Here is a 13,941-nt window from a genome sequence, read left to right on the forward strand (position 1 = left end):
TACGGAGTCGTCCTCGTGCCCAGCAAGAAGGCCCTCGTCCGCCGTCCCGGCCCGCGTCTCGCCGAAGGGCTGGTGACGCACATCGAGCGGGAACCCGTCGACGCCGACCTCGCGGTGCAGCAGTGGGAGGCGTACGTGGCGGCCCTGCGCACGCACGGCTGGGAGACCGTCGAGGTGGAGCCGGCCGACGACTGCCCGGACGCGGTGTTCGTCGAGGACACCGTGGTCATGTACCGCAACGTCGCCCTGATCACCCGCCCGGGTGCCGAGTCGCGGCGCGACGAGACCGCCGCCGTCGAGGAGGCCGTGGCGGGCCTGGGCTGCTCGGTGAACTGGATCTGGGACCCGGGCACCCTGGAGGGCGGCGACGTCCTGAAGATCGGCGACACGGTGTACGTCGGCCGGGGCGGGCGCACCAACGCCGCCGGGGTGCAGCAGGTGCGCGCCGCGTTCGAGCCGCTCGGCGCGCGGGTCGTGTCGGTGCCCGTGAGCAAGGTGCTGCACCTGAAGACCGCGGTCACGGCGCTGCCCGACGGCACGGTGATCGGGCACATCCCCACGATGGACGCGCCCTCCCTCTTCGGCCGCTTCCTGCCCGTGCCGGAGGAGGCCGGGGCCCATGTGGTGCTGCTCGGCGGGGACAAGCTGCTGATGGCGGCCAGCGCGCCGAAGACCGCGGAGCTGTTCGCCGACCTCGGGTACGAACCGGTCGTCGTGGACATCAGCGAGTTCGAGAAGCTCGAAGGCTGTGTGACATGCCTCTCGGTGCGGCTGCGGGAGCTGTACGTCTGACCGGTGGCCTCCGCCACCCGCCGGGCCGCCGACCTGCACATCCGGAGGCCGGGCCCGCACATGGGCGACATCGCTGATCAGCGGCCTTTATGGAGCTCTCGACCTACGGCTTCGTAACCTACGGCAACGTAGCCTACGATGCCGTAGGTTTCCGCTCACCGCTCGTACGCATGTCCCCCTGGAGAGTCCATGACGATCACCACTCCCCATCTCGGCAGCCCCGCCGGCGCCTGGTCCGACGCTCAGCTGCTGTACGCCCTGGAGGAAGTGGTCGAGACCGAACTCAACCGGCATCTGAAGGTCGCCAAGGACTGGATGCCGCACGAGTACGTCCCGTGGAGCGACGGACGCAACTTCCCCGGCCTCTTCGAGGACGGCCAGGCCTGGGACAAGGAGCAGTCGAAGGTCACCGAGATCGGCCGGATCGCGCTGGTCGTCAACCTGCTGACCGAGGACAACCTGCCCAGCTACCACCACGAGATCGCCAGCCTGTTCGGCCGGGACGGCGCCTGGGGCACCTGGGTGCACCGCTGGACCGCCGAGGAGGGCCGGCACGGCATCGTGATGCGCGACTACCTGCTCACCTCGCGCGCCGTGGACCCGGACAAGTTGGAGCAGTTCCGCATGTCCCACATGAGCGAGGGCTTCGAGTCGGACAACCGCCACTCGATGCTGCACTCGATCGCCTACGTCGCCTTCCAGGAGCTGGCCACCCGCATCTCGCACCGCAACACCGGACACCAGTCCGGCGACCCGGTCTGCGACCGCATGCTGGCCCGGATCGCGACCGACGAGAACCTGCACATGGTCTTCTACCGCAACCTGCTCAAGGCGGCCTTCGAGCTGGCGCCCGACCTGACGATGCAGGCCGTTCGGGACGTGGTGGTCGACTTCCGCATGCCCGGGCACGGCATCCCCGGCTTCGAGCGGGCCGCCGCGCAGATGGCGATCGGCGAGGTCTACAACCTGCGCATCCACCACGACGACGTGCTGCAGCCCGTGCTGCGCTTCCTGAAGATCATGGAGATCGACGGGCTGGGTCCGGAGGGCCGCAAGGCGCAGGAGGAGCTCGGCATGTACATGAACGGCCTCGACTCCGAGGCGGCCAAGTTCGACGAGAAGCTGGCCGCGCGCAAGGCCCGGATGGCCGCCCGCGCCGGCGCCTGACGACGCACCGCGCACCGTCCCGGCAGGGCCCGGCCGCCACGAGCGGCCGGGCCCTGCCCGCGTGCGGGGCTCGCACGGCACGCCGGACACGCGCCGCACACCGGACGCGGCGCGGTCACCGCGCCACGCGCCGCAGCTCCAGGCGCTCCTTCTCCGACAGGCCGCCCCAGACGCCGAAGCGCTCGTCGTGGGCCATCGCGTACTCCAGGCAGGCCGTGCGGATCGGGCACATGCCGCAGATCCGCTTCGCCTCGCGCACCGAGCTGCCCGGTTCGGGGAAGAAGAAGTCCGCCCCCGTCTGCGCGCACAGCGCCTCCTGCTGCCAGGCGAGTTCGGGCGAGGTCATCGTGTCGATGTGCATGGCCCGAGCCTCGCGTCAGGTGAAAAACGTTCGATCAACGCGGGATCAACACCGCGTTCACGGGCCCCGGGCCGCCTCGATGCTGCCCGCGCGGACGGCCGCGCGCACGGCGGCGCGCGGAGCGGCGCGTCACCCGGGCGGACGCGCCCGGGGCCCGGCGCACGGATCGGCGGCGTTCCGGCGGCGCCGGGCCCCGGGCGGTGCCAGACTCGGCAGTACAGGCGGACGGGCCCCTGTGCGAGGAGGGCGAGGATGCTCACCACCCGTTATGTCACCGGCTCTCCCAACTGGATCGATCTCGGCGTGCCGGACATCGAGGGCGCGGCGGCCTTCTACGGCGATCTGTTCGGCTGGCGGTTCGAGCCGGGCGGTCCGGAGGTCGGCGGGTACGGGCTCTTCCGGCTCGACGGGCGGACCACCGCCGGCGGCATGCAGACCACGGCGGAGCAGGGACCGCCCTCCTGGACGGTCTACTTCCAGGCGCCGGACGCGGACGCCACGGCCCGGGCGGCCGAGCAGAAGCACGGCAGGGTCCTGGTGCAGCCCATGGACGTCCAGGACCTGGGCCGCATGGCGATCCTGACCGATCAGGCCGGGGTGTCCTTCGGGCTGTGGCAGCCGGGCCGCAACGAGGGCCTGGAGGCCGTGCAGGAGCCGGGCTCGCTGTGCTGGGTCGAGCTGTACACCGCCGACGTCCCCGCCGCGGCCGCCTTCTACCACGCGGTCCTCGGCCTGGAGACCAGCGGTCTCGACTTCCCGAGCGGCACCTACACCACGTTCAACCCGGCCGGCGAGGGCGAGGAGGCCATGTTCGGCGGTGTCGTCCCGCTGTCCGAGGACCCGGCCGAGGAGCAGGCGCACTGGCTGCCGTACTTCGAGGTGACGGACCCGGACGCGGTCGTCGCGCGGGCCGGGGAGCGGGGCGGCAGGGTCCGGGTCCCGGCCACCGACGTGCCCGGTGTCGGCCGTCTGGCCAAGCTGGCCGACCCGTACGGCGCCCGTTTCGCGGTGGTCCGCAGCGAGCGTCCGGAGGGCTGACGGACAGGCCCTCCGTCCGGAGGGCTGACGGACAGGCCCTACGCCGACCCGCGCCGCACCAGCGTCGTGGGGAGCACCACGCTGGACGGGGGGCCGGCGTCGTCCTCGCGGGGGGCGCCCCGGTCCAGGTCGCGCAGCAGCAGGCGGGCCATCAGCCGGCCCATCTCCTCGATGTCCTGGCGGACCGTGGTGAGGGGCGGATCGGTCTGCTCCGCGATGGGCTGCATGTCGTCGAAGCCGATGACGGCCACGTCGTCGGGGACGCGGCGGCCGGCCTCGCGCAGGACGCGCAGCGCGCCGGAGGCGGTGAGGTCGTTCGCGGCGAACACCGCGTCCACGTCGGGGCAGCGGGCGAGGAGTTCGCGCATGGCGCGCTCACCGCCGGCGTAGGTGAAGTCGGCCTCGGCGATCAGCCGCGGGTCGGCGTCCGTCATGACGTCGCGGTAGCCGTCGAGGCGGTCGGCAGCCGAGGTCTGGTCGAGGGCGCCGGTGATGTGGGCGATGCGGGTGCGGCCGAGCCCCGCCAGGTGGCGGACGGCGTCGCGGGCGCCGCCCCGGTTGTCGCTGTCGACGTAGACCACGTCCCGCCGGTCGCCGCCCCAGCCGGGCCGTCCGCCGAAGACGGTGGGCACGCCGGCCCGCTGGATCAGCTCCGGCAGCGGGTCGTCGAGGTGGAGCGAGAAGACGAGGGCGCCGTCGACGTGTCCGCCCGCGAGGTACCGCCCGACGCGGGCGTGGTCGTCCCGGCCCTCGGTGAGCAGCAGCACGAGCTGGTTGTCGTGGGCGGTGAGTTCCTTGCTGATGCCGCGCAGCTGGAGCGCGAAGAACGGGTCGGCGAAGACGCGCGTCTCCGGTTCGGCGACGACCACCGCCACCGCGTCGTGCCGCCGGGTCACCAGGGAGCGGGCGGCCTGGTTGGGCACGTAGCCGAGTTCCTCCACGGCCTTGCGGACCCGCTCGACGAGGACGTCCCGCACCCCGTCCCCGCCGTTGACCACGCGTGAGACGGTGGCCCGCGAGACCCCGGCCCGCGCGGCCACGGCCTCCAGCGTGGGGCGCGGCGCTGTGTCGGTCACTTCGGGGCTCCCTCTCTGCGGCTGCGGATCAGGATAGCCCCGGCCGCCCAGGGAGGTGAGAGCGCTCTCCCCGGCCCGGCCGGCCCCGCTCCGCCCGCACGCCCCGAGCGCCCGCGGCCGAGGCCCCCGGCCGCGACGCCCGCCCGCGACCCGGCCGGTCACGCCCGCGCCCCACCGCACCGCCGCCCGCGGAAGGCCCACGACCCGGCGGGCCCCCGCCGCGCCCTCAGTGCTCGTGCCCACCCCCGGCGGCGGCGCCGTGCTCGTGTCCGTCCCCGTCGCCGGGCTCCTGCCCGTGGTCGTGCGGGTCGTAGCCGGGGATCGTGCCGTCCGGCTTCTTCACCAGGAACAGGCCCACCATTCCCATGTCGGAGTGGCTCTGCACGTGGCAGTGATACATCCAGGCACCGGCGCCGACCCCCTCCCCCGCGATGACCTGGAAGCCGAACGAGTCGGCCGGTCCGGTGATCTTGTTGTCGATGACCTGGCTGGGGTCATCCGGGCCGGTCAGCATGCCGGTGCGGTTGTCCGCCCAGCGATGACCGTGCATGTGGAACGTGTGGTAGAACTCGCCGTGCGTGATCACCACGAACTCGACGCGATCCCCCACCGTGGCCTCGAAGTCGGGCCCGGAGTGCGGCGCCTTGTTGTTGATGCGCATGTCGTTGAAGACGACGGTGTGCGTCCGGTCGGGCAGGACGTCGCCCTTGCGGCGGACGATGACCGGGCCGTACAGGCCCTTCTGCAGCCCTTGCGTACCGTGCTCCGTGCCGACGACGTGGTCGTGGTAGTGCCAGTAGCCCGCGCTGCCCGAGCGCCAGGTGCCGTCCTTGCGGCGGCCGGGGGCGTGGGTGCGCCAGGTGTAGGTGCGCGTGCCGCCCGGCTCGACGTGACTGCGGTTCAGCCTGGTGCCGTCGCTGGTGATCTCGTAGTCGAGACCGTGGACGTGCAGGCTCACCGCGACGTCCATGGTGTTCTCGAACTCGATGTGGAGCGTGTCGCCCTCGTTGAGCTCGATCAGCGGGCCCGGGATGCTCGCCTTGCCCTTCTCCAGGCCGTAGCCCATCTGACCGTCCGCCAGCTTCTCGGCGTACAGCTTGATGCGCTTCACCGCGCCCCCGGCGGGGGCCGTCCTCGCCGGGGTGTCGGCGCTGAGGGCCTCCGGCGCCACGGACAACGATGTCGCGACGGCCGCGCCGCCCAGCAGGACCCGCCGGTTGAAGCTGCGTCTGTCCACGCCGAACTCCCCACACTGGTAAGGCATTTACGGAGGCGTACCTGAGACGAACCGCTGAGACGGTACCGGCCGCACCCTCGTTTATCCACACTCAAGACAAAGTTGACTCCATCCCGGTCATAGGTATTGGCGGGGCGTGCAAAGGGGTCTAGCTTCCTTGGCGGTGTTGCTGTGACCCAGGAGGTGCCCATGCACGTACGCGGGGCGAGCAAGAGAAGACGCGTCTGGGCGGCCTCGGTGGCCGCCGCCGTCGTGACCGCCGGACTCCTGTCCGGACCCGCGGCGAACGCGCGCCCGTTCCCCGAACCACCGCTGACAACGATGTCGATCAAGTCGCCTCCGGGCGGCGCGAACGTACGCGTGCTGATCTTCCACGGTTCCGCCGCGGCCGGGGAGGAGTCCCCGGTGGTGAACGCCGGGATCGAGGCCATCGAGGACATCGGGCTGTCGGGTCCCGCGGACCGCCGCTTCGCGGTGCAGGCCACCGACGACGCCTCGGTGTTCACCAACGGCACGAAGCTGGGCCGCTTCAACGCGGTCGTCTTCCTGACCGGCGGGGGCGACGTCCTCGACGCGGAGCAGGAGGCGGGCCTGGAGGCGTACATGGAGGCCGGCGGCGGGTTCGTCGGCATCCACGACGCGGCCCGCGCGGAACCGTACTCGGACTGGTTCACCGGTCTGGTCGGGGCACGGCCCGCCGCCTCGAGCCCGGCGTCGGTGCAGCGGGCGACCGTGGAGGTCGGCGACCGCCGCCACCCGGCCACCCAGGACCTCCCGGTGCAGTGGAAGCGTCCCGACAAGTGGCTCAACTGGACGAAGAACCCCTCGGGCGAGGTCCACACGGTGGCCCGGGTGCGGGAGTCGACGTACCAGCCGGGCACCGGCGCCAACGGCTGGGACCATCCGGTCAGCTGGTGCCGGGACTACGACGGCGGGCGCTCCTTCTACACCGGCATGGGCGGCACGGTGTCGTCCTACGACGAGGCGGACTTCCGCGCCCATCTGCGCGGTGCGCTGATGTGGACCACCCGGCTGGAGCAGGCCGACTGCAAGGCGACCATCACCGCCAACTACACGGCCGAGCGCCTCACCAAGCCCAACCAGCCCGGGCAGAACGACCAGATCGGTGAGCCGCACGGGCTGGTCACCGCCCCCGACGGCCGGGTCTTCTACATCGGCCGGGGCGGAGCGGACTCCTCGCAGCCGGTGGTCACCGACTGGAACAACCCCGAGATCGGCAAGGGCAAGGGCGAGATCCACGTCTGGGACCCGAAGACGAAGCAGGTCACCCTGGCCGGGGCGCTCGACGTCTTCGGCAACAAGGGCGGCGGCGACGAACTGGTCAAGGTCGAGGAGGGGTTGCTCGGCATCGAGCTGGATCCGCGGTTCGAGCAGAACGGCTGGGTGTACCTGCACTACACGCCGCACGCGCGGATCGACCGCGACACCCGGACGGCCGAGCGGCGCGTCTCCCGGTTCACGCTCGACCAGTCCACGAACAAGCTGGACCTGTCCAGCGAGAAGGTGCTGCTGAAGTGGCCGGTGCAGATCCACAGCTGCTGCCACGCGGGCGGCGGGATGGCCTGGGACTCCAAGGGGAACCTGTACATCGCCACCGGTGACAACAACTCCAGTGGCTTCAGCGGCGGTTACTCGGGCAACAACCCCGAGCCCGCCTACAAGGGCGTGTCCTTCGCGGACGCGCGCCGCACCGCCGGCAACACCAACAACCTCAACGGCAAGATTTTGCGCATCCACCCGGAGCCGGACGGCACCTACACGCTGCCCGCGGGCAACCTCTTCACGGGCAAGGAGACCGCCGAGGGCGGCGGCAAGACGCGCGGCGAGATCTACGTGATGGGTGTCCGCAACCCGGCGCGCATCTCCGTCGACAAGTCGACCGACGTGCTCTACGCGGGCTGGGTCGGCCCGGACGCGAGCGCGCCCTCGACGACCTGGGGCCCGGCCAAGTACGACACGTTCGCCGTCATCACCGAGGCCGGCAACCGCGGCTGGCCGTACTGCATGGGCAACAAGCAGCCCTACCGGGACCGCAATCTGCCGGACCCGTCCAAGCCGCTGGGCTGGTACGACTGCGACCACCCGAGGAACGAGTCGCCGAACAACGACGGCCTGGTCAACCTGCCGCCGGTGACCGGCAACAACATCTGGTACTCGCCGTCGGGCGGCGCCCCGGACTTCCCGCGGGACGCGAACGGCGTCCCCTCGTACAAGGCGGCGGAGGCCACCTACAAGCTGCCCTGGCTCAAGGGCGGCGGGCAGGCGGCGATGAACGGGCCGGTCTACCGGTACGACCGGGTCGCGGCGGACAGTGCCGTGAAGTGGCCGGCGTACTGGGACGGCAAGTGGTTCGTCGGCGACTTCTACGACGCCGACCAGCCGCGCAACGCCGTGGTCATGGACCCGAGGACGCAGGGTGACGGCGGTCTGCCGGTGCACTCGGAGTCGCTGAAGAAGATCGTGCCGATCGGCAACGACGGCATCAAGAACCTGATGGACTGGAAGTTCGGTCCGGACGGTGCGCTCTACGTCCTCGACTACGGGCGCGGCTTCTTCACCTCGGACTCCAAGTCGGCCCTGTGGCGGGTCACCTACAAGGGCGGCGGACCGACCCCGGCCGCCGGTCGACTGGCGAGGGGGACCGAGTGATGCGCGCACGAGGAGTCTGGGCCGCTCTGCTGGCATCCCTGCTGGTGATGCTCGGCGTGCAGGCGCTGCCCGCCGCCGGGCAGCCCGTGAAGGAGGCCGCCGAGCAGGTCCTGACCTGGACGGCCGGCGACGCCATCGACAAGTACGCCTCGGCGCCCACGACCGCGGTCGCCGGGACCGCGACGATCGTCTTCGAGAACAGCGCGGCCACCGGGAACACCACGGGCATGCCGCACACGCTGACGTTCGTGACCAGCGACCCCGAGTTCAACAGCGACGTGCAGCTCAACATCCTGGCCAATCCCAACGACGCCGCGGGCGGCAGGCACACCGCCCAGGTCACGCTCACGCCCGGCCGGTACTTCTACCACTGCACGATCCCCGGCCACGGCCAGATGCAGGGCATCCTGACGGTGACCGAGGGCACCGGCGAGGACACCACCGCGCCCGAGGCGTCGGCGCACGTGAGCGGCACGCAGAACGCGCAGGGCGAGTACGTCGGTTCGGCGAGCGTGGCCCTGCACGCCACCGACGAGGGCGGCTCCGGCCTGGACCGGGTCGAGTACGCGATCGGCGACACGGGCGCCTGGCAGCCGTACACCGCGCCGGTCGTCGTCGACCAGGTCGGCAGCCACACCGTCCGCTACCGCGCGTTCGACAAGGCGGGGAACGTCTCCGCCGAGAAGAGCATCCGGTTCACGGTGGTGGCGCCGCAGTCGGACGACACCACCGCGCCGGAGACCTCGGCGACCGTCGGCGGTGAGCGCGACGCGAACGGCGCCTACATCGACATGGCGACGGTCACCGTCTCGGCGTCCGACACCGGTTCCGGGGTCAACACCATCGAGTACGCGGTGGGTTCCGGTGCCTGGCAGGCGTACACCGCGCCCGTCATGGTGCACCAGACGGGCACGCACACCGTCCGCTACCGCGCCACCGACAAGGCGGGCAACGTGGCGGCGGAGAAGAGCGTGCGGTTCACCGTCGTCGCGGCACCGCCGCAGGACACCACCGCCCCGGTGACGGGCGTGAGCGTGGAGGGCACGAAGAACTCCGCGGGCGCGTACGTCAACAGTGCCCGGGTGACCGTCACGGCGACCGACGCGCACGGCTCGGGCGTCGAGAAGATCGAGTACTCGCTCGACGGCGGCCCCTACCTCGCCTACTCCGCCCCGGTGGTGGTCGACCGGGCAGGCGCACACACCGTGGCGTACCGCGCCACGGACAAGGCCGGCAACACCGCGGCGGCCCGCACGGTCTCCTTCACCGTCGTCTCCGGCCAGGTCCCGGCGCCCGACTGCCCCGAGTACGACGAGCGGCTGACGGTGATCGTCGGCACGGTCGACTCGGGCGTGCGCAACCGGGTCACCGACAACCGGTGCCGGATCGGCGAACTGATCGAGGACGAGAAGGAGTGGACGTCCCAGGCGCTGTTCCTGAAGCATGTGAACGCCGTCCTCGACGACCTGCTGACGGAAGGGGTCGTCGACCAGCGGGAGGTCAAGGCGATCCGCAAGGCCGCCCGGCAGTCGGGCATCGGCGAGCCGGGGCAGACCGAGGGCTACCGCGCGCTGTTCGACGGCACGGCGGAGTCCCTCGCGAAGTGGCAGCAGGTGGGCGGTGGTTCGTTCGGGCTGAACCCGGACGGGACCCTCACCTCCGGCACCACCACGGCGGGCATGGGCATGCTGTGGTTCCCGCAGCGCAAGTACGGCGACTTCTCGCTGAAGCTCCAGTGGCGGGACGACGCCCCCGGCACCGGGAACGCCAACTCCGGTGTGTTCGTGCGCTTCCCGTGGGTCCTCGACCACCCGGAGGAGTCCCGGCCCGAGTGGGTGGCCATCAAGTACGGGCACGAGGTGCAGGTGTTCGACCGGCCCGACGGCGACATGTACAAGACGGGCTCGATCTACGGGTTCGACCGCGTGGGCCTGGCCGGCGCGGGCGTGACGCAGAAGGGCACCTGGAACGACTACGAGATCCGGGTGGAGGGCCAGCATTATTCGGTCTTCCGCAACGGCGTGCTGATCAACGAGTTCGACAACACCGGCGGCCAGGAGTTCGCTCCCCCGCGCTCGGACGACCCGGGCACGGACGGGCGGCGCTTCGCCTCCGGCTACATCGGGCTCCAGGTGCACGGCACGACGGACGTGGTCTCGTACCGCGACATCCGGATCAAGGAGCTGTAGGCCCTCCGGAGGTCTTCCTGGCCCTGCTCGGCTGTACCCGTCTGGGCTCCCCCGGCATCTTCGGATACTCGGGCGGGTACGGCAGGTCGCCCAGTCCGTGGTCGTGCTCGTCACGGCGGGCGAGGTCGAGCAGGGCCTCCAGCGAGTAGCGCCTGTCGTCCATGTCCGCGTGCACGTCGCCGAGTTCGGCGAAGCGCGCGGGCATGGTCGCGAGGTCGAAGTCCTGCGGGTGCGCCACCCCTACCTCCTCCCAGCGCAGCGGCGCGGAGACGGGGGCGTGCGGGCGGGGCCGGACGGAGTAGGCGGAGGCGATCGTGCGGTCGCGGGCCGTCTGGTTGTAGTCGATGAAGATGCGCTTCCCCCGCTCCTCCTTCCACCACTTGATGGTGACCTGCTCCGGCATGCGGCGCTCCATCTCCCGGCCGACGGCGATGGCCGCGCGGCGGACCTGGGTGAAGGTCCAGCGCGGTTCGATGGGCACGAAGACGTGCAGGCCCCGGCCGCCGGAGGTCTTCGGGAAGCCGCGCAGCCCGCCGAACTCCTCCAGCACCGCCCGTAGTTCGTGGGCGGCCCGGGCGGCGTCGTCGTAGTCGGTGCCCGGCTGCGGGTCGAGGTCGATGCGGAGCTCGTCCGGGTGGTCGACGTCGTCGCGGCGGACCGGCCAGGGGTGGAAGGTGAGGGTGCCGAACTGGGCGGCCCACACCACCGCTCCCGGCTCGGTGGGGCACATCTCGTCGGCGCTGCGGCCGCTGGGGAAGGTGATGTGCGCGGTCGGGATCCAGTCGGGCATGTTCTTGGGCGCCCGCTTCTGGAAGAAGTTCTCCCCGCTCACCCCCTCGGGGTAGCGCTCCAGGGTGGTCGGCCGGTCGCGCAGGGCGCGCAGGATGCCGGGGCCGACGGCGATGTAGTAGCGGGCGAGGTCGAGCTTGGTGAAACCGCGCTCGGGGAAGAAGATCTTGTCCGGGCTGGACAGCCGTACGGTCCGGCCGCCGACCTCCAGTTCCACCGCGTCACCCATGCGAGCCACGGTAGGCGTACCCCGCATACCTCGCACATCGGGCGCAGCCCGGCATGCGGGCGCAGAATCGACGCATGGATCTGCCGGTGATGCCCCCCGTCCTGCCGATGCTCGCCAAGTCGGTCGCGTCGATCCCCGCGGGCATGCAGTACGAGGCGAAGTGGGACGGCTTCCGGGCGATCGTGTTCCGCGACGGGGACGACGTCGAGCTCGGCAGCCGTACCGGCAAGACGCTGACCCGGTACTTCCCCGAGCTCGTGACGGCGGTGCGGGAGCGGCTGCCGCGGCGGTGCGTGGTGGACGGGGAGATCGTCATCGCGCGGGAGGGGCATCTGGACTTCGACGCGCTGACCGAGCGGATCCATCCGGCGGACTCGCGGGTGCGCATGCTCGCGGAGCGGACGCCGGCGTCCCTCGTCGTGTTCGACGTCCTGGCCCTCGGGGACGAGTCGCTGCTCCAGGCTCCGCTGACGGAGCGGCGGGAGCGCCTGGAAGGGGAGCTGTCGGGGGTGGCGCCCCCGGTGCACCTGGCTCCGGCGACCACCGACATCGAGGTGGCGCGGCAGTGGTTCGAGCAGTACGAGGGGGCGGGCCTCGACGGCGTGATCGCCAAGCCCCTGACCGTGCGCTACCGGCCGGACGAGCGTGCCATGTTCAAGATCAAGCACGAGCGGACGGCGGACGTGGTGGTCGCCGGGTACCGCCTGCACAAGAGCGGCCCGGTGGTGGGTTCGCTGCTGCTCGGCCTGTACGACGACCGGGGGACGCTCCAGCACGTGGGCGTGTCCGCGGCGTTCACGATGAAGCGCCGGGCGGAGCTGGTCGAGGAGCTGGAGCCGCTGCGCCTGGACGACGTCTCGGGGCATCCGTGGGCGGCCTGGTCCGAGGAGTCCGCGCACGAGACGGCCCGGCTGCCGGGGGCGCCGAGCCGCTGGTCGGGCCGCAAGGACCTGTCGTGGGTGCCGCTGGCGCCCGAGCGGGTGGCCGAGGTGGCGTACGACCACATGGAGAACGGGCAGCGCTTCCGGCACACCGCCCGCTTCCGCCGCTGGCGCCCGGACCGGACCCCCGAGAGCTGCACGTACGCGCAGCTGGAGGAGCCGGTCCGCTACGACCTCGCCGAGATCCTCGGCACCTGAGGTTGCCCGGGCGTCCCGGGAAACCTCAGGGCGTCCGGGGGATGCTCAGGGCTGCATCAGCACCTTGACCGCGCCGTCCTGCTTGCGCTGGAACATCTCGTAGGCCTGCGGCGCGTCCGACAGCGGCACGCGGTGCGTGGCGAAGTCGTCGACGCCGAGCGGGTCCTCGTCGGTGAGGTACGGGATGATGTCGTCGGCCCAGCGGCGGACGTTGGCCTGGCCCATCCGCAGCTGGATCTGCTTGTCGAACATGGTCAGCAGCGGCAGGGGGTCCGCCATGCCGCCGTAGACGCCGGAGAGCGAGATGGTGCCGCCGCGGCGCACCAGCTCGATGGCGGTGTGGAGGGCGGCGAGCCGGTCGACGCTGAAGCGCTCGGCCATCGGGCCGCTCAGCTTGCGCGGCATCACGGCGGCCGCGTTCTGCACCAGCTTGGCGACCGCGCTGCCGTGGGCCTCCGTGCCGACCGCGTCGATGACCGCGTCGGGGCCGCGGCCGTCGGTCTGGTCGCGGATCGCGGCGCCCAGTTCCTCCTCGCTGTCGAAGGACCTGAGGTCGAACGTCTCCACGCCCCGGGCACGGGCCCGGCTCAGCCGCTCGGGCACCAGGTCGACGCCGAAGACCCGGTCGGCGCCCTGTACCCGGGCGACCCGGCAGGCCATGTCGCCGATCGGCCCGAGGCCGAGCACGGCGACGCTGCCCCCCTTCGGGACGGCCGCGTAGGCGACCGCCTGCCAGGCGGTGGGCAGCACGTCCGACAGGTAGACGAACCGGTCGTCGGCCGGGCCCTCGGGCACCTTGATGGGGCCGAACTGCGCCTGCGGAACGCGCAGGTACTCGGCCTGGGCGCCCGGCACGGCGCCGTACAGGCGGGTGTAGCCGAACAGGGGGGCGCCCATGCCCTCGCCCGTGACCTGGGTGGTCTCGCACTGGGTGGGCAGGCCGGTCAGGCACATCCAGCAGGTGCCGCAGGCGATCTGGAACGGGACCACCACGCGGTCCCCCACCTGGAGGTCCGGGACACCCGCGCCCACCTCCTCGACGATGCCCATCGGCTCGTGGCCGAGGATGTCCCCCGGGGTCATGAACGGCGTCAGCACCTCGTAGAGGTGCAGATCGGATCCGCACAGCCCTGTGGAGGTGATCCGGATGATCGCGTCCGTGGGTTCCTCGATCTTGGGGTCGGGTACCTCGTCCACCCGCACGTCCCGCTTGCCCTGCCAGGTCACTGCCTTCATCGCCTCGGGTCCCTCCGT

11 protein-coding genes are annotated in these 13,941 nt (G+C 71.6%); 6 read left to right on the plus strand and 5 right to left on the minus strand.

All coding sequences use genetic code 11. The annotated features are described in order from the left end of the window. Window positions 1-15 precede the first annotated feature (15 nt). Both ddaH and ACZ6ZN_RS03485 read left to right on the plus strand, forming a co-directional pair. Window positions 16-792, plus strand: a complete 777-nt coding sequence (ddaH, locus tag ACZ6ZN_RS03480) for a dimethylargininase (protein WP_469642760.1) — start codon at window positions 16-18, stop codon at window positions 790-792. Window positions 793-981: 189 nt separating this feature from the next. Continuing rightward, complete coding sequence (locus ACZ6ZN_RS03485) at window positions 982-1,959, plus strand: acyl-ACP desaturase (RefSeq protein ID WP_398107864.1); 978 nt, start codon at window positions 982-984, stop codon at window positions 1,957-1,959. A gap of 115 nt (window positions 1,960-2,074) precedes the next feature. On the opposite strand, the gene ACZ6ZN_RS03490 is transcribed toward ACZ6ZN_RS03485, so the two are convergent. Beyond that, window positions 2,075-2,320: a WhiB family transcriptional regulator gene (locus ACZ6ZN_RS03490; protein WP_398107865.1), complete on the minus strand. Its 246-nt coding sequence runs from the start codon at window positions 2,318-2,320 to the stop codon at window positions 2,075-2,077. A 252-nt stretch (window positions 2,321-2,572) separates the two neighbouring features. On the opposite strand from ACZ6ZN_RS03490, the gene ACZ6ZN_RS03495 reads away from it, so the two are divergent. Next, complete coding sequence (locus ACZ6ZN_RS03495) at window positions 2,573-3,358, plus strand: VOC family protein (protein WP_469642762.1); 786 nt, start codon at window positions 2,573-2,575, stop codon at window positions 3,356-3,358. 38 nt (window positions 3,359-3,396) lie between these two features. On the opposite strand, the gene ACZ6ZN_RS03500 is transcribed toward ACZ6ZN_RS03495, so the two are convergent. After that, window positions 3,397-4,434 (minus strand): LacI family DNA-binding transcriptional regulator, encoded by a 1,038-nt coding sequence (locus ACZ6ZN_RS03500; protein ID WP_469642764.1) that lies wholly within the window; start codon window positions 4,432-4,434, stop codon window positions 3,397-3,399. Window positions 4,435-4,660: 226 nt separating this feature from the next. Further along, entirely contained in the window at window positions 4,661-5,671 is a 1,011-nt protein-coding gene (locus ACZ6ZN_RS03505) for a multicopper oxidase domain-containing protein (protein WP_469642766.1), read from the minus strand. 189 nt (window positions 5,672-5,860) lie between these two features. Here ACZ6ZN_RS03505 and ACZ6ZN_RS03510 point away from each other — a divergent pair, with 189 nt between their 5' ends. Next, on the plus strand, window positions 5,861-8,341 hold the full coding sequence (locus ACZ6ZN_RS03510; protein ID WP_469642768.1) for a ThuA domain-containing protein: 2,481 nt from the start codon (window positions 5,861-5,863) through the stop codon (window positions 8,339-8,341). After that, window positions 8,341-10,530, plus strand: a complete 2,190-nt coding sequence (locus tag ACZ6ZN_RS03515; RefSeq protein ID WP_469642770.1) for an OmpL47-type beta-barrel domain-containing protein — start codon at window positions 8,341-8,343, stop codon at window positions 10,528-10,530. Before ACZ6ZN_RS03510 ends, ACZ6ZN_RS03515 begins: the two co-directional genes overlap by 1 nt. On the opposite strand, the gene ligD is transcribed toward ACZ6ZN_RS03515, so the two are convergent. Further along, on the minus strand, window positions 10,517-11,548 hold the full coding sequence (gene ligD, locus ACZ6ZN_RS03520; RefSeq protein ID WP_469642772.1) for a non-homologous end-joining DNA ligase: 1,032 nt from the start codon (window positions 11,546-11,548) through the stop codon (window positions 10,517-10,519). The two genes, ACZ6ZN_RS03515 and ligD, sit on opposite strands and share 14 nt — an antisense overlap. Before the next feature lie 74 nt (window positions 11,549-11,622). Between ligD and ACZ6ZN_RS03525 the strand changes: the two genes are divergently transcribed. Next, window positions 11,623-12,687 carry an ATP-dependent DNA ligase gene (locus ACZ6ZN_RS03525; RefSeq protein WP_469642774.1) on the plus strand — a complete coding sequence of 355 codons (1,065 nt, stop codon included), beginning with the start codon at window positions 11,623-11,625 and terminating at the stop codon, window positions 12,685-12,687. 45 nt (window positions 12,688-12,732) lie between these two features. On the opposite strand, the gene ACZ6ZN_RS03530 is transcribed toward ACZ6ZN_RS03525, so the two are convergent. Beyond that, on the minus strand, window positions 12,733-13,923 hold the full coding sequence (locus tag ACZ6ZN_RS03530; protein ID WP_469642776.1) for a zinc-dependent alcohol dehydrogenase: 1,191 nt from the start codon (window positions 13,921-13,923) through the stop codon (window positions 12,733-12,735). Window positions 13,924-13,941 lie beyond the last annotated feature (18 nt).

It is taken from the genome of Streptomyces sp. NPDC053665 (assembly GCF_055585285.1).

Bases quoted from the DNA above. Each gene is read 5' to 3' on its own strand.
- ACZ6ZN_RS03485 (WP_398107864.1), top strand. From the start codon at position 982: ATGACGATCACCACTCCCCATCTCGGCAGCCCCGCCGGCGCCTGGTCC.
- ACZ6ZN_RS03490 (WP_398107865.1), bottom strand. From the start codon at position 2,320: ATGCACATCGACACGATGACCTCGCCCGAACTCGCCTGGCAGCAGGAG.
- ACZ6ZN_RS03495 (WP_469642762.1), top strand. From the start codon at position 2,573: ATGCTCACCACCCGTTATGTCACCGGCTCTCCCAACTGGATCGATCTC.
- ACZ6ZN_RS03510 (WP_469642768.1), top strand. From the start codon at position 5,861: ATGCACGTACGCGGGGCGAGCAAGAGAAGACGCGTCTGGGCGGCCTCG.
- ACZ6ZN_RS03515 (WP_469642770.1), top strand. From the start codon at position 8,341: ATGCGCGCACGAGGAGTCTGGGCCGCTCTGCTGGCATCCCTGCTGGTG.
- ligD (WP_469642772.1), bottom strand. From the start codon at position 11,548: ATGGGTGACGCGGTGGAACTGGAGGTCGGCGGCCGGACCGTACGGCTG.
- ACZ6ZN_RS03525 (WP_469642774.1), top strand. From the start codon at position 11,623: ATGGATCTGCCGGTGATGCCCCCCGTCCTGCCGATGCTCGCCAAGTCG.
- ACZ6ZN_RS03530 (WP_469642776.1), bottom strand. From the start codon at position 13,923: ATGAAGGCAGTGACCTGGCAGGGCAAGCGGGACGTGCGGGTGGACGAG.